The organism is Nitratidesulfovibrio termitidis HI1 (genome assembly GCF_000504305.1).
Lineage (GTDB): Bacteria > Desulfobacterota > Desulfovibrionia > Desulfovibrionales > Desulfovibrionaceae > Cupidesulfovibrio > Cupidesulfovibrio termitidis.
The window spans coordinates 2,394,989-2,413,922 of the sequence record NZ_KI632512.1 but is presented as its reverse complement, the minus strand read 5'-3'; the positions used below and the strand labels follow the sequence as shown (position 1 = coordinate 2,413,922).

The window sequence follows — 18,934 nt, the reverse complement described above, 5'->3', positions numbered from 1 at the left end:
GCCGCAGGGGAGTAGGTAACCGCCCTTGCGGGTGGACGCGGGTGCGCCGCCCGGCAGGAACCTCACCGCAACGACCATCACGGCATCGCCGCGACAACGCCACAAACGAGGGCATTCGCCATGCGCAGCATCGCCGTGTATTGCGGCTCCAATTTCGGAAGGGGCGACGACTATCTGAAGGCAGCCGTCGCGCTGGGACAGACCCTGGCGGCACAGTCCATCCGCCTGGTTTACGGCGGCACCACCAAGGGCCTCATGGGTGTTGTGGCTGACGCAGCCCTGCGCGCCGGGGGCGAGGTGCACGGCGTGATCACCGAGAAGCTGGTGGAACGCGGGCAGTTGCATGAAGGCCTGACCAGCCACGACGTGGTGCCCGACATGCGCAGTCGCAAGGCCCGCATGGCCCAGCTGGCCGAGGGCTTCGTGGCCATGCCCGGCGGCATCGGCACACTGGAGGAACTGTTCGAGATATGGGTGGAAGGGCAGCTGTATCCGCCCGCGCGGCCCATCGGCCTGCTGGATGTGGGCGGTTTCTACGGGCCGTTCTTCGGCATGATCGACCACATGATCGAAGAGCGCTTTCTGCCTCAGGGGCACAGGGCCATGGTCATGGCCAATGCGGACCCGGCCCAGCTGGTGTCCGCCATGCGCGCCTATACCCCGGTAGCCGTGGAGAAGTGGGGGCTGTAGCCACCCAAGGTTTCGCGCTGCCGGGCAAGGTCCGGCAATGCGCGGGGTTTCCCTTCCATTCTTGCGCGAGCGCGTGACAACCCACCCGCGGGTGGGGTTGTGCAGGCACGCGCTGGAACATCACGGCCCTGCCGTTCCCCAAGGGAGCGGCAGGGCCGTCGCGCGTGGCAAGTCCGTGGCGGGCTTCGTGGTATGTGCGTGCGGTCCGGCTGGTGGGCCGCCGTGCGCACGCGTTTGCTGCATGGCCGCCGGGCGGCGTTGCCGATACGTCCTCAGCGGCAGTGGGCCATGGCGCGCCGCAATTCTTCGCGGTCCGCGTTCAGGGGCGGTTCGAACTCCACGCCCATTTCGTTCCCCCGGTACCAGCGGGTGTGGTAGGGGATGTTCTGCAGGTGCCCCGGCTCGTTCATGGTGGCGTGCAGGTACATGCCCCTGCCCGCGCCGCCCAGGTCCGCGCCGCCGCCGTACACCAGCAGGCGCGCGCCCCCGGTGCTCACGTCCAGCAGCCGTGCCTTGTACTCGTGCTCGCCGTAGCGGATGCGGCACGGGTAGTCGTACTCGTCGGCGGTCAGATTGATGCGGAAATGTTCCCTGCGGTCATCGATGGGGTCTTTCATGACGTCTCCCTCCGTGCTGAAGGCCCGGCGCCGCGAAATGCGGCAGCGCGCGTGACGGCTGCCGACCTTGTCCGTGTTGCCGGCGCGAATGCCGGCGGATGACGGCTGGAGGAGGAGGGAGCATGCACGGGTCGGCAGGTGGTGCGGCCCGAATCGGGAACGGGCCGGGCCAAGCGGAGAGGATGGGGACGCGCGAGGGCCACCGTATAGATATATGATATGACGTGTCGCCCGCGCGGGCAATGGTGCGGCCCCCACCGAAGGCGCGGCTGGCGCAGGTTATCATGCCCCAACGCTAACGGCCCGTGCCGGTTGATGCCGGGGCGGGATGTGAAGGGGATGGCCGCGGGATGGGGCAGGCGCGGATGGGGTGCGCACGGGCGCGGAAACGAAGCCGGGCCGCCGGTTTCCCGGCGGCCCGAAATGGAGCCCTTGAGCAGGATTGAACTGCTGACCTCGTCCTTACCAAGGACGCACTCTACCGACTGAGCTACAAGGGCGGATGGTTGCAAGGCTGGCGCCGCAGGGCCGCGCGGGCATGAAAGGCCCGTCGCGTGCGGCGGACGGTTGACTAGCCTGTTTCGCCACCGGCGTCAAGCCGTGCGGGCCGGGAACACGCGCGGGGGCAGGGGCAGAAGGCCGGGTGGCGACATCCCGTTGCCGCCGCCCGGGCGCGCCGTCATGCCTTCATGTGAAGGCTGTTCCGGCATGCATTGTTCGTGTGGTCAATCTGTATTTGCCTGCTTGACCCGTCGCGCGGACTGCGGCATACAGTTCTGTACCCATGGTCTTCCAGGTTTTCTTCGCATCTCCAACGCAAGGACGATAGCCCCCATGCGCCGCACCGCAGCCACCGCACTCCCGAACGCCACCGGCCTACTGGCCCCGGTATTCGTAGCGGTCGTCGTACGCGTAGTACGTCGCGTCGCGCCGTAGCCGGGGCAGGTCTCAGCAGCAGAGAACAGTCCAACCCCCGTCGGCGCGAGCCGGCGGGGGTTGTCGTTTTTCCGCGACGCGGCGGAAATGGCGCACCCTCTCCCGGCTCCGACCGGATACCAGAAGGAGCGCACATGCCAGCCCACACCCTGTCCCGTACCGCACCCGGCGCCGCATCCGGTGCCGCGCCCACCCCCCGAAAACGCCCGCCCAACGGCGCGGACCTGGTCATCCGCCTGCTGGAACGGCAGGGCATCGACGTCATCGCAGGCATTCCCGGCGGGGCCAACCTGCCCCTGTACGACGCCCTTGGCCGGGCCGGTTCCATCCGCCACGTGCTGGCCCGGCACGAGCAGGGCGCGGGCTTCATGGCCCAGGGCATGGCCCGTGTCACCGGGCGGCCCGCCGTGTTCTTCGCCACGTCCGGCCCAGGGGCCACCAACACCCTGACGGCCATAGCGGACGCCAAGCTCGATTCCGTGCCCGTGGTGTGCATCACCGGGCAGGTGCCGCTGAGTCTGGTGGGCAGCGATGCCTTTCAGGAGGTGGACATCTACGGCATGTCCATCCCCGTCACCAAGCACAACTTCCTGGTGCGCTCGGTGGAGGAACTGGCCGAGGTGATCCCCGCCGCCTTCCGCATCGCCGCGTCGGGCCGCCCCGGCCCGGTGCTGGTGGACATTCCCAAGAACGTCCAGATGGCCCCGGTGGATCAGGCCGTGTTCGACAATCCGCCGCAGCCGGGTCGGCCCGCGCCGCCCCCCGCGCCCGACCCTTCCGCCATCTCCCGTGCCGCCACGCTGCTGAATGCGGCCCGGCAGCCCATGCTGTACCTGGGCGGCGGAGTGGTGGCGTCCGGCGCGTCGGACATGGCCGTGCAACTGGCCGAGCGGGCCGGACTGCCCACGGTGATGACCCTGATGGCCCTGGGCGCCATGCCCGCCGGTCATCCCCTGTCCCTCGGCATGCTGGGCATGCACGCGGCGCGGCATACCAACCTGCTGCTGGCCGAATGCGACGTGTTGCTGGTGGCGGGGGCCCGCTTCGACGACCGGGCCGTGGGCAAGGCGGAGCGTTTCTGTCCCCAGGCCACCATCATCCACATCGACATCGACGAGAGCGAACTGGACAAGATCTTGCCGGTGCATTGCGGCATCACCGGCGACGTGGGTCTGGCCCTGGCCGAACTGCTGCCCCTGCTGCGCCCCCGCGCGGAGGCCGGGCGCGAGGCATGGCTGACCCGGGTGGAGGAATGCCGCCGCCGCCATCCCTTCGTCATGCCCGGCGCGGACGACCCGCGCACGCCGTACGGACTGATCCGCTGCGCCGCCGATGCCGTGGACCACGACGCCATAGTGGCCACCGACGTGGGCCAGCACCAGATGCGCACCGCCCAGGCCTACCCCCTGCGCGGCCCGCGCCGCTGGCTGACCTCCGGCGGCCTTGGCACCATGGGGTTCGGTTTGCCCGCCGCCATCGGCGCGGCGCTGGCACGGCCCGAGGCCACGGTGCTGTGCTTCACCGGGGACGGCAGCCTGCAGATGAATATCCAGGAGTTGGCCACCGCCGCCGAGGAAGGGGTGAACGTCAAGATCCTGCTGGCCGACAACAACGCCCTGGGCCTGGTGCGCCAGCAGCAGGAACTGTTCTACGAGGGGCGGCTGGTGGCCAGCGCGTATCGGCGCAAGGTGGACTTTGCGCGCATCGCCGAAGGGTTCGGCGTGCCTGCCGTGGATCTGGACGCCAGCGAACACCCCCTGCGCGACCTGGCTGACGCCCTGCGCGCGCCCGGACCGTGCCTGATCCGGGTCACCGTGCCCGCCGGGGCCAACGTGTACCCCATGGTGCCCCCCGGCGCGGACAACCTGCAAATGATCGGCGGCGAACCGGAACCGGACGACGCCCTGCCCACCCTGTCGGAAGATGACGACGATTGCGCAACCCATGCCGCCGCCACCGGAGGCCGCCATGTCCACGCCTGATGCCGCACGCTCCCCCCATGCCTCCCGGTCCGCCAGCAACACGATGTCCGATGCCATCGGCGCGCAGGCCACCTCCGCCTGTCCCACCGCATTGGCCCCGGACCCCCGCCCGCTGGTGGCCCTGCGCCTGACCGTGAACAACCACCCCGGCGTCATGTCGCACGTGTGCGGGCTGTTCGCCCGGCGGGCCTTCAACGTCGAGGCCATCCTGTGCACGCCGGTGAACGGCGGCCAGGTAAGCCGCATCTGGCTGCTGGTGGACGAGGACGAACGGCTGGAGCAGATGGTGCGCCAGGTGCGCAAGCTGCACGACGTGCTGGACGTGCGCCGCCGCCCCGCCGGGGGCGAAGGATTTGCGCGGCTGGCCGAATGCATGGCCGCGTGGGAGCGCGAAACCGCCGGGCAGTAGCGCCGCATCCCCGCATGCCGGGGAAAATGATGCGTCCCGCCATGGCAGATGCCGTGGCGGGACGCGGGGATGTCGTGTATTCCTGCCCCGTTTCGGTGGGGTGCGGGTGGCTGGTCGGCCCCTACCCGTCTTCGCGCATCTTGCGGATAAGCTCCTGCAACACGTGCGATTGCTGGGCCATCTCGGCCACGGCGGCGGCGGACTGGCGCATCACCTCGGCCGACTCGGCGGAAACCCGGCTGATGTCCTCGATGGACCGGTTGATTTCCTCGCTGGCGGCGGACTGTTCCTCGCTGGCCGTGGCGATGGACCGCACCTGGTCGGACACCGAGGCCGCCAGGTCCACGATGACCCCCAGCGACTCGCCGGATTCGGTGGCCAGGCGGGTCACCTCCTGCACGTGTTGCACCGTGTCGTCCACATGGCCGACGTTGCGGCGGGTGCCGCCCTGAATGCCCGCAATGGCCTGACCCACTTCCTTGGTGGCCAGCATGGTCTTTTCGGCCAGCTTGCGCACCTCGTCGGCAACCACGGCGAAACCGCGTCCCGCGTCACCGGCACGGGCCGCTTCGATGGCGGCGTTCAGCGCCAGCAGGTTGGTCTGGTCGGCAATGTCGTTGATTACGGTCATCACCCGGCCGATGTCCTCGGCCTGGCGGCCCAGTTCGGCCATGTCGGCCTTGAGCTGGTCGGCGGTCTGCTGCACCTGCCCGATGCCCGCCACCACCTGGCGCACCACGTCCTGGCCGCTCAAGGCCTTGTCGCGGGCGCTTTCTGCGGCTCCGGCGGCATCACCGGCGCTGCGGGCCACCTCGAGCACCGTGGCGTTCATTTCCTCCATGGCCGTGGCGGTTTCGGCCACGCGTTGCATCTGGTGTTCCGCGCCCCGGCTGGCCTGCTCGATCTGCGCGGCCAGTTCCTCGGAGGCGGAGCCGATCACGCCGGTGACGCCGGTCAGGGTGTCGGCGGCCTGCAACTGGCCCTCGCGCTTGGCGGATTCGGCCCGGTGTTTGGCGGCTTCCGCTTCGGCAGAGGCCTGCCTGGCCCGTTCCGATTCGGCGCGGGCCTCCGCAGAGCGGGCGTCGGCCTCGCCAATCTTGTCCTTCAGTGCGGCCACCATGCGGCACAGGCATTCGGCCAGCACGCCCACCTCGTCGCGGGCGTCCACGGCAAGGCTTTCGTCCAGCGCGCCCCTGGATACCGCCTCGGAAAAGCTCACGGTCCGCTTCAGCGGCACGGTGACCGAGCGGGTGATGGCGGTGGCGAACCCGGCCAACACCAGCAGCGCCAATATGGTGGCCCCTTCCAGGCGGTACATGGTGTTCTGGTAACTGGCGTCGGCCTCGGCATTGTCCGCCTTGGCCGCCTGCTCGATGATCTCGGTCAGTTGGTTGATGACCTCGCGCATGGCCTCGAACTTCACGCCCACGTCGCCCAGCGAGTTTGCGGCGGCCTTCTGGTGTGCGGCGGGGTCGCCGGAAAGCGCGGCGTCCACCACCGCGCGCGAAAGGGGCATCCAGGTGGCGCGGGCGCTGTCGTATTGCGGAATGAGCGGTTTGGCGGCCTCGTCCAGGGGCAGGTTCTTGTATTTGTTCCAGCGTTCGTCAGACTGCCGCAGGTTGTCTTCGTATTCCTTTTTCAGGCGGTCGATGAGCTTCTTGTCCGCAGGGTCGGCGAACAGCAGCGAACGTTCGGCCACCAGCAACTGTTGCAGGTCCCGGTCGGCCTGTATCAGGTAGTTCAGGCTTGGCAGACGGATGTTGGAGACGTCCTTCAGGTTTTCCTGGATGATGCGGGCTCCCATCCATCCTGCCGTGCCTGCGGCGCCTATGAAGACGAATGCCAGCAGCGAGAGGACGACAAGCCGGGTTGTGATGCCGAACTGGCGGAGAAATTTCATGGTGACCCTCGCATGTTGCAGAGTGGTGACGGTTCCCGGCAAGCCTAGCACGGAATCGGGTCCGGTGTGCAAGTATAAACATGGGTATTGACGGGACAAATTCTGGTGCGCGTGTGCGGCTGTGCACATGTTTTGCGGGACAGTCTGTATCGGGCGTCTTGAATGGGGGCGCGAAGTGTGGTGCAATGCGCAACCCATTTCCCCCCAGCGGAGGCCCCTCATGCGTTGTCGCAGCATCCTCGCCTGCCTGCTCCTGCTTTCCTGTCTGCCGCTTGTTGCCTGCATGAAGAAGGTGCGGGTGGACCCCGTGCCGGAGCCCGACCTGCGCCCCTTGGCGATGGATGCCAAGGTCCAGCCCATCACGATATACAGGCTTACCCTCAAGATGCGCCGGGGCGAGGTGTACGGTACGGTTGCCTATGACGGCTTGTGCATTCCGCGTGTGGCCACCGCCGCCCTGGGTGAGCGCGCCGAACTGACACGCGACGAACTGGCCGAAGTGTTCCTGGAAGAGGCCGACGGCAGCGGGTTCAAGGTGGTGGGCGACACGCGCGCCCTGTTCGACGACCCCGAGAAGTCGCGGGCCAACCTGTGGGTGGGCGGCAATATTTCGGAAATCCGCAAGAACATCTGCTTTCCCATGCACGATTGGGGCAACCCGGTTCCCAGCAAGGGCGAGGCCAACATGGTGGTGGACTGGGAGGTGTTTTCTCCGGTGGACCGCCAGGTGGTGCTGCGGCGCACCACCACCGGCTACGGCAAGCTGGACTCGGCCATGGAGGGTGGCGGCGCCGAGGTGCTGCGCATGGCCTTTGCCCATGCCGCGCGGGGGTTGCTGGCGGACGAGGAGTTCCGCAAGCTGGTCACCCAGCCCGCAGGTTCGGCGTATGTGGCGCCACAACTGACGCAGGCGCAGGAGGCCCGGCCCATGCTGACCGACGTGCGCGTGCAGGTGGCCGGGCCGGACACGCCCCGCGTGCCGCTGGACAGCGTGCGCCATTCCGCCGTGCTGGTACGGATGGGCGACAGCCACGGCTCGGGCTTCGTCATTACCGACGACGGCTACATACTGACCAACTACCACGTGGTGGAAGAATCAGAACGGGCGCGGGTGCGCTTCCAGAGCGGGGCATCTGTGGTGACCCGGGTGGTGGCGCGCGACAAGCGCCGCGACGTGGCCCTGCTGAAGGCTGACATGGAGGGGTTGCGACCGCTGTACATACAGACGGCGGACGTGCCCACCGGGGCAGAGGTGTTTCCCGTGGGCGCTCCGGGCCGGGAGTTTCTGCAAGGGACCATCACGCGGGGTATCGTCAGTGGCTACCGCATGTCGCCTGCAGGCAGGCTGCTGCACAGTGACGCCACGATTTTCGGAGGTAACAGCGGTGGGCCGCTCGTGGACGGCAATGGGCATGTAGTGGGCATAACGGTGTTGACCTATCTGAGCAGATCCGGCGAGATGATGGGGGCAAACCAGTTCATCCCCATCACCGACGCCCTGAAAACGCTGGGCATTCCCGCCAAGCCCTGATTCGGGTCCGGGTTGGCTGATGTGGGCTGATATGGGATGACGGGGGCTGACGCGGGCTGGTGCGGGGTTGGTTTTTGCCTGACGCCGCGCGGACGCATCTGTGCTGGCCGGGTGGGAACGGGTCGGTCAGTGCGGTCAGTGCGGTCAGGGCGGCGCGGTGTTATGCGCGCGCAGGCGAGGGTTTGCCGCCGCGCGGGCGGGACGCACCGACAGCGCATATCCACGGAATATTCGGACAAGGGCCGGGCTGCGGGAAACCGCTCCCGGCCCTTCTGCTCTTCCGCAAAAAGCCGTGTCCGGATGTGACCGCGCTCACGGAAGGTGTTTGGGGTGGTGTCTATATAGGGTCCGGGCGGGCGGCACGTGGCCGCATCGTCCACATCAGCCCGAACCCGCATCCGCAAGGAGACGCACCATGGCTTCCATCACCACCGCGCAGTTCATCCGCGACCTCAAGGACGACCACCAGCGCCTGCTGGACACCCTGGAAGAAGCCCGCCGCCTGGGCCTGGGCACGGCGGAAGGCCGTCGCTGCCTGTTCACCTGCAAGGAATTGCTGGCGCGCCATCTGCGCAAGGAAGACACCATGCTCTACCCCGCGTTGCGCCAGACCGCCGGAAAGGGCGACCTTGGCAACGTGGCGGACGACTTTGCCTCGGAAATGCAGTCCATCACCGGAAGCCTGCTGGCGTTCTTTGCCCGGTACGACGGCAGTGCGGGCGCGGCGGATGCGGGCGGGCTAGACTTCGCGCGCGAGCTTGGGCGCATCATCATCGCCCTGAAGATGCGCATCCAGCGCGAGGAAAGCCGCCTTTACCCCGCGTACGAAAAGGCCCGCGCGGTCTAGGCGGCGTATTTCGCCAGGCTGTTTACCCCGTTCGATGCGGTTGCCGTGGCCCGGCAGTCGGCTCGCCTCCTTTTTTTTAGGAAGGCAAGCTGCCGGGCACGAACGGGATCTGCGCGCTTACTGCAATCCGGACAGCACCCTGCTGACGAACGCCCTGGTTTCCGCAAACGGCGGCACCCCCTGGAAGCGTTCCACGTTGCCGGGGCCCGCGTTGTAGGCGGCAAGGGCCAGTTCCAGCGAGCCGAACCGGTCCAGTTGCTGGCGCAGATAGCGGCTGCCCGCCTCCACGTTGGCCTGCGGATCGAAGGGATCCGCCAGCCCCAGTTCCTGGCCGGTGGCGGGCATGATCTGCATGGGCCCCCGCGCCCCCTTGGGGGACACGGCCCCCACGTCGAACCCCGATTCCGCCCGGACCACGGCGGCGATGAGCCGCTCCTCCAGCCCGCTCAGGCGGCTGGCCCGCGCGATGATCCCGTCCCAGGCGGGCATGGGCAGTCTGCCCGTGCGCACCCGCTCCACCATCACCGGCGGAACCATGCGGGGCAGGGCCAGCTTGGCCGCATCCGGCGACAGGGCATAGACGTCCATGCGGTCCAGCAGGTTTTCCGAAGGGAGGCGCCCCGCGGGGGGCAGAGATGCGACGGAGCGCGACACGGACCGTGCGGCCGCAAGGTCCGCCGTGGCGGTGTCCGCATCCGCGCCGGAAGCGGTCCCGTCCGTGGAGAACCTGCCCGTGCCGTTCGGCATGGCCTGCACCGCCTGCGAGGGCGCATCGGCCGGAAGCGCATCGACCGGACTAGCGGCCCGTGACACACCCGGCATGCCGGGCGGGATGGCGGGCTCCATGGGGGGCATCATGGATGATACTTGGGGTGATACCTGGGGCGTTACCTGGGGGGACGGTGCGGGGGCTGCTGCAGCGCCTGTTCCGGCATCCTGCACGGTGCCCTGGCCGGTGGCGGAATTGGTGACGGGGCTGCCGGGCGATATGGCTGGCCCTGCCGGGCCAGGCCGGGCGCGCAGCGGGGTGAGGCGCACGGCGGCGCGTTCGGAGGTGGTCACTTCCTCCAGCAGGATGCCCGGCGCGGTGGACGCAGCCGGGTCCGCCGCCGTCACCGGGGTGGCCGCCAGCAGCTGGGCCGCCGCAAGGGCGGGCGCACGTCCGGCCCCGCAGGCGACGGCCCCTTCACCCCCCGCGTCATTCGGGCAGGGCGAAGTAGAGTTCGATGCAGTTGGATGCGTCATGGTAGCTGTAGTGCCGCACCATGGACTTGATGAGGTGCACGCCCAGCCCGCCGATGGGCCTGTCTTCCACCCCCAGCGCGGTGTCCGGCTCCGGCGCCTCGCTGAACGGGTCGAAGGGCGCGCCCCAGTCGCGCACGGCCAGGCAGAAGAACGGAATGCCGTCCAGATGCACCATGCGGCAGCTTACCTCGGCCTTTCCCGGTTCACCGGGGTAGGCGTAGCTGAACACGTTGACCAGCAGTTCCTCCGCCGCCAGTTCCACCTGCGGCAGCAGCGCGGCCACCCCCTCGGGCATCTGTCCGGCGATGAACTCGTTGACGGCCCCCAGTTGCTCGATGCTGGCCGGTACCGAAAGCGTGGCCATGCGTGCCTCCGCGCCTAGGCCAGGGCGGCCACGGCGTCGTCCGCCGTCGCGTGGATGGACAGCATTCCCGTGAAGCCGGAGATGCGAAACACCTCGCCCACCATCTCGCCGATGCCGCAGAAGGCCAGTCCCACCCCGCCCGACTTGCAGGCCTTGAGCAGGCCGAGAATGCCGCGCAGGCCCGCAGAGCTGATGTACTCTATGCCGCCCAGGTCGATGACCAGACGGCTGGCCCCGGCTTCCAGCCGGGCGGCAAGGGAAGCGTCCAGCCGCGCCAGCCCGCGCACGCGGCAGGCCTCGTCCATCATTTCACGGGCCTCGGCAAGGCCGGGAGCGCGCATGGCGTGCCGTTCGCCCCACTGGCGGCACTTCGTGCGAAGGGCATCCATGATGACGCCACGGTCTTCCGCCGTGGGGGCCACGTCCTTCATGCCGAAACGGGCGTACCGTTGCTCGAAGATGGTGTCGAACTCGCTGGCCAGGTGATCCTGCAAGCCGGCGATATTGATGTCGAGGTTGGCCGACTGCGCCTGCTCCTCGCTGGTCCACTTGATGACGGTATCCAGCACCTGGGCCGCCGCTCTGCCCGAAAGCGGCCTGCCTGGCGCGGCCTGCGCGGAAAGCAGCCGCTGGGCCACGTCCAGCGCGGCATCGCTCACGTGCGCCGCACGCATCTGGGCCACCAGGTTGCCGACTGCGCCCTGGTTCGCGCGGGCCGCCCCCCCGCCGAAGGCCGAACGCAGCCAGTTCACCGCGCGTCCGAACGCCCCGTGCGTGGCGGCCACCACGTCGCCGCCCTGCGCCCCCACGTGATCGGTGCCGATGGCCTCCAGCGAGGCGTGCATCCTTCCGAGAACCTGCAAGTCACCGACCATGCGTCTTCTCCTTCGAATTGTGCCGGGCAGTTTCCGACGCGGCGAACACCGTATCCGCACACGCGCCCCGACGCCACCGCTTTAGGCGATGGCCGGACTTCTACAACAAGCGTGCCGCCGCCGTGCGGAGGGCAATCAGATACGCAGCGCCGTACCCGGAATCTGCATGGGGGAAGCGTCCCCGGCCTCACCGGCGATAGACCCGGCGGCTTCGCGCATGCCCTCGGCCACCACCACCTGGCGCTCCAGAAACGCTTCCAGTCCGTTGACATCCAGGCCGGCAGCGCCAACGCTGTTGGCAAGCACCAGCCCATGCGGTTGGCGCAACCCCACGGACCCCGCGCCCGCCAGCATGAGCCCCACGTTCTGCTCCAGGGTATGGCGACACACCGCCGTCGCCCGCGCCTCGTCCTGCGGCAGTTCCGCGACCACGCTGAAGGCATGAAGCTGCCCTTCCGCGCCCTTGTCCCGCTCCAGTTCGAGGTTCACCGTCACCTCGTCGAAGCGCAGCACGCAGATGCCGTCCCCGTCGAAGGCAAGGCCGTCCATGCCCATGCGGGCGCCAAATTCACACAACACCCTGTCGATGGCTTCCATCCGTCCTCCGTGATGATCGTACCGCGTGGGCTGTAGTGCCTTGGTAGGTTGTTCACCCCGGACCCGGCCGACAAACTGGAACAGCCAACCCGCCAGCAACCGACAGGAAATCGGGTGAACATGCACAGCAATGCCAAATTGACGCCTCGCGGTCGTGGGGGAAATGGTTCGCTGCGCGCTTTCCGGAGAGCGCCCTGGGGACGTCAGCCGGGACTGCAAGGGAACATGGCGAAATTCGGGGAAACAATGGCAACTGCCATGTCTCGGGGGACCGCCAGCGCCCCCGGCGGGTGGTCCCCGGCGGGTGGCCCCCGGCGCATGCGGCGGACGACGACCTTCTTCCCCGGCACACTCCACTGGCGCCGCGTCATCCCCTGCCGCGCATCCACCCCCAGGCCAGGCGCGGTCCCAGCGCCAACGCCACCGGCACCAGCACCCAGACCCGCCCCGCCGTGATGTCGTAATCCGCCAGCAGCCATTGCCACGGACGCCCGGCCATGTAATGCCCGAACAGGAATTCGAAGGCCACGGTCAGGCCCGCCCAGAACAGGCCGCTGGCCCACATGCCCCGCCCGCCCCACGCGGAGCCCTGACGCCGTGCGTAGAGCAGGGCGGCCAGCCCCACCGCCGCGCAGAGCAGCAGCGTGCTGAGCACGTGCGCTGCGGCGGCGCCCAGGCGGGGCCCCAACCACGCCTCGCGCAGGGCGCCATTGGCGATGGCGGCGGCACACAGTGCGCACCAGTATGCAGCGGCAATGCGAAGTGGAAACATGCTGCCTCCGGGGCGGTGGAAGACGGGCGGCGCGATGGCGGCGTGGTGACCGTACGCCGTGGTGGCGAAGTCCGGCCAGCCCCACAGGCGGGCATGCCCCAATGCGCAGGCGCAGGCAAGGGCCGTGCGACAATGTGCCGCCAGTGCTCCGGTACGCCATTTCGTATCCCTGTGTTCGTACCGCCCGATGGTTGCGGCGGCAGCGCTGCCCCAAAGAGTATTGCCCTGTCGATATTCGCGACTAGGTGAAACCCGTATTTTGCAGGTAGGGCTGCGGAAGGGGATTGTGGGTGCGTTGTGAATGCAATGAAATAATTATGTAAAAGCTGGATGTGCGACTTCGTGTGCTTGGCGTGGCACATTGACACATCCTTTAGGGTGGGTCACTCCTACATAACAAATGAAAGCCAAACCCGCTGTGAAGCGGGGACGGAAAGCCACGGATCTCGTGCAGAGACAGCCGGGTTGCCTGCATCGGAGAGCAGTGCGTCTGCGCGGCCCGTGGCACCATCCCTTGGGGGGGGTATGCTGACGGGCGTTTTTGTTCTTGTGGTGGATCGCAATCCCATGTCGGCGTTCATGTGCGAGTGGGAGCTGCGCAAGCGCGGCGCGGAAGCCTTCGTGGTGCGCAGGGTGCAAGATGCCCTGCCCGCGCTGGATACGCATCGTTTCGATTTCGCGCTGGTCGACGCGGGCACCATGGAGAACGATGCGGACCGCGCCACCCTGCACGAAAGCCTTGTCAGAAACGGCGTGCCTTCACTGCTGATGACACGCCGCAGCCAGTCCTGCGCCGACCACCATGTCTCTGCCTGCGCCTTGCAGGACAGCCCGCGCCTTGATGCGGAATCGGTAAGCTGCATTGCCTACTGCGTGCTGAGCATGGGCAAGCAGGTTGCCGCCCGCTTCAGCTGATCCGGCTCGCCCGCGCCCCGTAGCGCGCATTCTCCTTTCTGCATCTGCCCCGCCACCGCGTCCCGCCATCCGATCATGGCGTCGCGCCCCACCGCACCCCTGTGCCGCCGCTACGAACCCCAGGCCGTTCGTTGTGCTCCTGCCGTTCTTGCCGTGCCTACCGCTCTTGCCGGTTCGTGCCCGTTCTTGTCGATGCGTCTCTTCATTCTGTCGGCGTGTTAAAATTTTTCTAGACTTGTTGCCGTGCGGGCCGCTCCGGGGTATTGCGCAGGCATTGCCACAGCGTACTGCCGTGCCTGTTCCGTGTGGATGGTGCACAGGGCGAATGTTGCCGTCCGGCGTCGGGTGGGGGCTGCGACATCAGCCCGCGCCATTGCCGCAGGGGCCGGGGGCGTGCGTCCGTGAGAGTGCGTTTGGGAGAGTGCGACCGGGCGAGTCGATAGGGCGAGTCGATAGGGTGAGTCGTCCGGGGGAGTGTGTCCGGGCCCGACAGCACGCGAACATCAGCCAGACCGCGATGCGCGCCGCCAGCGCACCCGGCCACGGGGGAAAGCGTGAGACCCAGCAAGACAGTTCTGGTGCTGGCCGGGCCGCTGCTGACGGTGGTCATGGCGGTGGCGCTGTTTTTCCTGTCGCGCCAGGGCGTGCAGGTGCACAACCCGGTACTGTTGCTGGTGGTGTCCATCGTGCTGGCGGCGTACCTGGGCGGGCACGCATCGGGGCTTGCCAGCGTGAGCCTGTCCTTCGTGTACGTGCTGCTGACCTGGTCCACCGGGTTCGCCACGTTCGCCTATTCGGAATCCAGCGTCAGCCGCCTGCTGGTCTTTATGCTGACCATGCCGGTGGTCTCGCTGCTGGTGTCGTTTCTGCAGAGCCGCAATCAGCGCATGCTGGAGCGGCTGCACGCCAAGAGCGAACGCCTGCGCGAAAGCGAGGCGCGCCTGCGCCGGGCCGAGCTGGTGGCGGGCATCGGCAACTGGGAGGTGGACCTGCGCACCGGCGAACTGGTCACCTCTGAAGGTGCGCGGCGCATCTACGGCATACCGGACGGCTGCGACAACTTCGAGGCCGTGAAGGCCATCCCCCTGCCGGAATATCGCCCCGCGCTGGACGCGGCACTGCATGAACTGACCACCCGTGGCGTGGAATACGTCATCGAATTCAGGATTCGCCGTCCCTCGGACGGGGTGGTGGCCGACATCCAGTCGCGCGCCAAGTACGACGCCGAGCGGCGCCGCGTGTATGGCACCATCAAGGACATCACCGAGCGCAAGCGCGCCGAGCGCGAACTGATCGAGGCCAACCGCCAGGCCAACAGCGCCAGCGAGACCAAAAGCCTGTTCCTGGCCAACATGAGCCACGAGATACGCACGCCGCTCAACGGCATTCTGGGCGCGCTGCAACTGCTGAAGGCAGACCTGGCCGACCCGGAACACGCGGGGTACGTGAATCTGGCCATTCGCTCGGCGCAACGGCTGGCGCACCTGCTGACGGATCTGCTGGACCTGTCGCGCGTGGAGGCAGGCCGCATGCCCGTGGCCAGCGAGCCCTTTGACGTGGCGCGGCTGGGTGAGGCCGTGCGCGAACTGTTCCAGTTCGAACTGGGCACGCGCGGCCTTTCGCTGGACGTGGAGCTTGCCCCCGGCCTGTCGCAGACCGTGCTGGGCGACGAGGGCAAGGCCCGCCAGATACTGTTCAACCTTGTGGGCAACGCGCTGAAGTTCACCGAACGGGGCGGGGTGCGGCTGAGCCTGTCGCCCCTCTCGCGCCCTTTTCCCCGGTCTGTCCGGGCTGGCGGCGCGGGCTCCGGTGAGGCCGGTGCGGGCATGGCGGGCAGGAACGGCGCAAGCGGAAATGGCGCGGGCGCGGGTCTGGCTGGTGGCGCGAACGGCGGCGGGCCGGATGGCGCGGATGGCGCGGATGGCACGGATGGCACAGATGGTACGGATGCGGGCGGAGGTGTGGCGGGCATCCTGTTCATGGTGGAGGACACCGGCAAGGGCATACCCGACGCCCAACTGCACAGCATCTTCGACCCGTTTACCCAGGGCGACAATTCGTACGTGCGGCGGCATCAGGGGGCGGGGTTGGGGCTGTCCATCGTGCGGCGGCTGGTGGCGCTGCTGGGCGGCACCATCTGCGTGGACAGCGAGGAAGGGCGCGGCACCGCGTTCTACGTGACCCTGCCCTTCCGCGCGGTGGCGCGGTGCGAAGTGCCGCCGGAAGTGGTCCACTGTCCGCCCCCGCCGCAGAATGGCACGCCGGTGCGCGTGCTGCTGGCGGAAGACGACGCCACCACCCGGCTGGTGGGTCAGCGGCTGCTGCAAAAGGCCGGGTACCGCGTGACACTGGCCGTGGACGGCGACGACGCGCTGGCCCGGCTGGCCGCCGAAGAGGTGGACGTGGTGCTGATGGACATCCACATGCCCAATACCGACGGCATTACCGCCGCCAGCACCATCCGCACGTCACCCCGCTTTGCGGACAAGCGCAATGTGCCCATTCTGGCCGTGACCGCCGCCGCCATGGCGGGCGACCGGGAACGCTTTCTGGCCGTCGGTATGGACGGCTACGTGGCCAAACCCTTCGACATGGCCGACCTTGTCGAGGAAATAGAGTGCGCGCGAAGGAAGAGGCAGGTGTGTTGAGGGGGGGGCGCTATAATCGCTCCAATTTTGGAGTGTGTGTACAAGCGGTGTGTTTTTGAGGGGGATAATTGAAGACATGAGTGGAAATGAACAACATTATATTCCAAGAATGCTGCTTAGAAAGTTTGAGGCAGTCTCTTCATGTCGTAAGCAGCACGTCTATTCGTATCATAAACACTACCCAGTAAGGCTAAAGGCTATTAGAGGTGTGGCGAGTAGATTGCACTTTTATTCTGAAAATAAAAAAGGATCTCTGGATGATTTAATAACAGGCTATGAAAACAGACTGTTGTCAATATTTAAACGTATTTCTTGTTGTGGTGACGGTCAATGTGCCGATGTCGATGATGCTGCTGAGTATGTAGCTCATTTATCAGTTCGTGTAGATCATTTTAGATCTGTTATGGCGAGGGCTGTGGTGTCACTGGTTAGTATTGCGACGAAAGAAATTTGTCGTGATGGTGTTCTTGAAGCGTTTCTTGTCAATGAGGATGGGTCACCTAAAGAAATATTGAAAAATGAAATAGCTGAGTTCATAAAGAGAAAAGAGGTTGATCTGCCGCCTTTCCCTGATGATCTGCTAGGGCGGATTGTGATGGAATTTTTTTTTGAGAAGAGGCCTGCGTTGATGGCGGATATTTCTGTGCAGTTTGAAAAAATGTCCGATTGCTTGGAGGATAAAGCCGCTGAAGCTGCTGAGGGTGCCCATAAACGTGTACTGGGGATGAGTTTAGCCCCACAAGTTAGGGCCAAGGGGTTGCGAAGGTTGCACTGGGTTGTTCTTGAGTCTTTAAAAGATGTATATATCCTGCCGGATTGTGTGGCTATTTGCTTGAAAGATGAACGGAGTGATCCGTCTCCGTTGCTGTATGAAAACTCAGAGTCATTAAAATGCGTAATGACGCCGCTTTCTCCTCGCAAGCTGCTTGTCGGATATTCTGATGAAGTGCCGTTGGGCATTGGTGGTATTTTTAATGAGTTAGCTGCTAAATGTAGTGAATCGTTCTTTGTTAGCTCATATGAGAGTGATGGATTGTCATTGATGAGGGGTTATATAGGAAAGAGGTCGTCAAGCGTAATCGATGAGCAGGTTATTAGTGCTGTTGAATCGACATTAGCTTCGCGGGCGGGACATGCTGAAGGCCAGAGTTGTGAACGTGTAGAGCCTGGTGTTGCTGGTGAATTTGAGTGTATTTTTTTGTTTGAAGGTGTCGCCGAAGAAGAGCGAGGGGAGATTGTAAGGGCAGTGGGTGAGGTGGTTTCGGCGTTTTTCAGCGCGTATGATATTTCATCACTTGGCGCGATTACGTTTTTTACGGAGTACGAGGGCAGGCCGCATGCGTACATAGTGTCAGAAATTAATGATGAGACGCTTAGAATTTCGATCTTTGCACACGCAGATGTAGCCCGGGAGCTTGTAGGAGGGGGGAGCGAGCGCCGACTTGTGTCGCTTTATACTTTGGTCTTTCTGCTTGCGCGGATTGCCGCAAGGGGAATGGTTTGTTCAATGTTTCCGAGATTTAAAACGGGAGTAGTTTTTGGGAACCTATATGACGGTATGCTGAGTTCCATGTATTCTGCGTGGGAGGGCTATTTTAGTGCGCGAATCAGTGCGCGGTTAAACCCCGCCATAGGGGGGGACTATGCTTCAGCCGCGCGTCAGGCATTGGTACGTGCTGCGCACGATATTTATGCCGCACGATTGCGTTTTCATGAAACAAGAGATTTTGAAGTATTTTACTCTGTACTGTTCAATCGCACGTCAGAATTTCTTGAGAAACTAGGCTTTTTTTTGGGACATTTGGATGGTGTAAAGGAAGTTAAAGATGCATCTGTTAGTTTTGCACGTTTAGGGCTGCATGAGTATGATTTGTATGAGTGGGGAATTTTGCTTGCTAAAGAATTTTCTGTTGTTTATGAGAATTATGGGGTGTGGCGCGGCGAACATGTTTTCCGAAACCTTGTTGTGAAGATGGATCGTGTTTACTGGGCGTTCAAAGTTTTTATATTGGAACGCGATGGGAATATAAATTATTATATGTTGTAATGGATATGCTTCTTAATGTGCTTCATTTTTAGAAAGTTTCACTTCAAACAGCGAAGCGGTCAATTCACAGCGTGTACAGCATTAGGTATTAGGCCCTGTCTGGCTTCCTTGCGATGTCCCTATTTTTAGAAAATGTGTGGATGGCGTAGCGGGAATTGGAGGGTTACTCCCCCGCCTCCTGCCCCATGCATTGCAATAACCCCAGACACCACGGACAGTCGCCGCACGGCACGGGTTCGCCGTAGCAGTCGGTTTCGAAGGTAGTGGTTTCTATGTCGTCGCAGGGGTACACGTTGCAGTTGGTGCAGAACGGGTAGCCTTTGGCCGTCACCCTGTCGCGGAATGCCCGGTACTCGGGGCCGTTCCACACATCGATGATGTCCTGCCCCTGCGCGGGGCCGACAGTGCCGAAAAAGCATCCACCAGCCAGTACCTCCGCCTTTGCCCACGCCCCATCCCCCCGCAAGCGCCACTCCCATTTCCGGCACTGGTCATTCGCACTGCAACGTGCTTAGGCTCTGTCCAGTTCCTCTGCGATACCTCCACCTCTACACAAGGA

The 18,934-nt window shown here is 65.1% G+C and carries 16 protein-coding genes, 1 tRNA gene and 1 riboswitch; of the genes, 8 read left to right on the top strand and 9 right to left on the bottom strand.

What is annotated here, in order from left to right; all coding sequences use genetic code 11:
- The first annotated feature begins 120 nt into the window (after window positions 1-120).
- The gene (locus tag DESTE_RS09835) at window positions 121-690 is read left to right on the top strand and encodes an LOG family protein (RefSeq protein ID WP_035067295.1); all 570 of its coding nucleotides are present in this window, start codon (window positions 121-123) and stop codon (window positions 688-690) included.
- A gap of 272 nt (window positions 691-962) precedes the next feature.
- Here the strand turns inward: DESTE_RS09835 and DESTE_RS17225 are convergent, their stop codons facing one another.
- Both DESTE_RS17225 and DESTE_RS09825 read right to left on the bottom strand, forming a co-directional pair.
- Window positions 963-1,307: a PilZ domain-containing protein gene (locus DESTE_RS17225; protein ID WP_051384414.1), complete on the bottom strand. Its 345-nt coding sequence runs from the start codon at window positions 1,305-1,307 to the stop codon at window positions 963-965.
- 424 nt (window positions 1,308-1,731) lie between these two features.
- Window positions 1,732-1,807, bottom strand: a tRNA-Thr gene (locus tag DESTE_RS09825).
- A 570-nt stretch (window positions 1,808-2,377) separates the two neighbouring features.
- Here DESTE_RS09825 and ilvB point away from each other — a divergent pair.
- The gene (gene ilvB / locus DESTE_RS09820; RefSeq protein WP_051384413.1) at window positions 2,378-4,225 is read left to right on the top strand and encodes an acetolactate synthase large subunit; all 1,848 of its coding nucleotides are present in this window, start codon (window positions 2,378-2,380) and stop codon (window positions 4,223-4,225) included.
- Between the two features lie 43 nt (window positions 4,226-4,268).
- On the top strand, window positions 4,269-4,634 hold the full coding sequence (gene ilvN / locus DESTE_RS18560) for an acetolactate synthase small subunit (RefSeq protein WP_051384621.1): 366 nt from the start codon (window positions 4,269-4,271) through the stop codon (window positions 4,632-4,634).
- Between the two features lie 121 nt (window positions 4,635-4,755).
- On the opposite strand, the gene DESTE_RS09810 is transcribed toward ilvN, so the two are convergent.
- Complete coding sequence (locus DESTE_RS09810; RefSeq protein WP_035067292.1) at window positions 4,756-6,534, bottom strand: methyl-accepting chemotaxis protein; 1,779 nt, start codon at window positions 6,532-6,534, stop codon at window positions 4,756-4,758.
- A gap of 220 nt (window positions 6,535-6,754) precedes the next feature.
- Here DESTE_RS09810 and DESTE_RS17220 point away from each other — a divergent pair, with 220 nt between their 5' ends.
- Both DESTE_RS17220 and DESTE_RS09800 read left to right on the top strand, forming a co-directional pair.
- On the top strand, window positions 6,755-8,065 hold the full coding sequence (locus tag DESTE_RS17220; protein ID WP_051384412.1) for a S1C family serine protease: 1,311 nt from the start codon (window positions 6,755-6,757) through the stop codon (window positions 8,063-8,065).
- Window positions 8,066-8,480: 415 nt separating this feature from the next.
- Entirely contained in the window at window positions 8,481-8,912 is a 432-nt protein-coding gene (locus DESTE_RS09800) for a hemerythrin domain-containing protein (protein ID WP_035067290.1), read from the top strand.
- Window positions 8,913-9,029: 117 nt separating this feature from the next.
- On the opposite strand, the gene DESTE_RS18425 is transcribed toward DESTE_RS09800, so the two are convergent.
- The 5 genes from DESTE_RS18425 to DESTE_RS09775 form a co-directional block, all read right to left on the bottom strand.
- The gene (locus DESTE_RS18425) at window positions 9,030-10,157 is read right to left on the bottom strand and encodes a transglycosylase SLT domain-containing protein (RefSeq protein ID WP_245590799.1); all 1,128 of its coding nucleotides are present in this window, start codon (window positions 10,155-10,157) and stop codon (window positions 9,030-9,032) included.
- Window positions 10,111-10,521: an ATP-binding protein gene (locus DESTE_RS09790; RefSeq protein ID WP_035067288.1), complete on the bottom strand. Its 411-nt coding sequence runs from the start codon at window positions 10,519-10,521 to the stop codon at window positions 10,111-10,113. Before DESTE_RS09790 ends, DESTE_RS18425 begins: the two co-directional genes overlap by 47 nt.
- Before the next feature lie 14 nt (window positions 10,522-10,535).
- Window positions 10,536-11,396, bottom strand: coding sequence for an STAS domain-containing protein (locus tag DESTE_RS18420; RefSeq protein WP_245590798.1), 861 nt, complete (start codon window positions 11,394-11,396; stop codon window positions 10,536-10,538).
- Between the two features lie 135 nt (window positions 11,397-11,531).
- Window positions 11,532-11,993 carry a type III secretion system chaperone gene (locus DESTE_RS09780; RefSeq protein ID WP_051384411.1) on the bottom strand — a complete coding sequence of 154 codons (462 nt, stop codon included), beginning with the start codon at window positions 11,991-11,993 and terminating at the stop codon, window positions 11,532-11,534.
- Window positions 11,994-12,360: 367 nt separating this feature from the next.
- Window positions 12,361-12,765: a hypothetical protein gene (locus DESTE_RS09775; RefSeq protein ID WP_035067286.1), complete on the bottom strand. Its 405-nt coding sequence runs from the start codon at window positions 12,763-12,765 to the stop codon at window positions 12,361-12,363.
- Between the two features lie 396 nt (window positions 12,766-13,161).
- Window positions 13,162-13,238, top strand: a riboswitch (cyclic di-GMP riboswitch).
- Window positions 13,239-13,332: 94 nt separating this feature from the next.
- Between DESTE_RS09775 and DESTE_RS09770 the strand changes: the two genes are divergently transcribed.
- The 3 genes from DESTE_RS09770 to DESTE_RS17630 all read left to right on the top strand — a co-directional run bounded on the left by DESTE_RS09770 (window position 13,333) and on the right by DESTE_RS17630 (window position 18,375).
- Entirely contained in the window at window positions 13,333-13,680 is a 348-nt protein-coding gene (locus DESTE_RS09770; protein ID WP_156925318.1) for a hypothetical protein, read from the top strand.
- A gap of 554 nt (window positions 13,681-14,234) precedes the next feature.
- Window positions 14,235-16,328, top strand: a complete 2,094-nt coding sequence (locus DESTE_RS09765; protein WP_051384410.1) for a hybrid sensor histidine kinase/response regulator — start codon at window positions 14,235-14,237, stop codon at window positions 16,326-16,328.
- 76 nt (window positions 16,329-16,404) lie between these two features.
- Entirely contained in the window at window positions 16,405-18,375 is a 1,971-nt protein-coding gene (locus DESTE_RS17630; RefSeq protein WP_156925317.1) for a DUF4238 domain-containing protein, read from the top strand.
- A gap of 163 nt (window positions 18,376-18,538) precedes the next feature.
- On the opposite strand, the gene DESTE_RS09760 is transcribed toward DESTE_RS17630, so the two are convergent.
- Complete coding sequence (locus DESTE_RS09760) at window positions 18,539-18,841, bottom strand: SPASM domain-containing protein (RefSeq protein ID WP_035067282.1); 303 nt, start codon at window positions 18,839-18,841, stop codon at window positions 18,539-18,541.
- Window positions 18,842-18,934 lie beyond the last annotated feature (93 nt).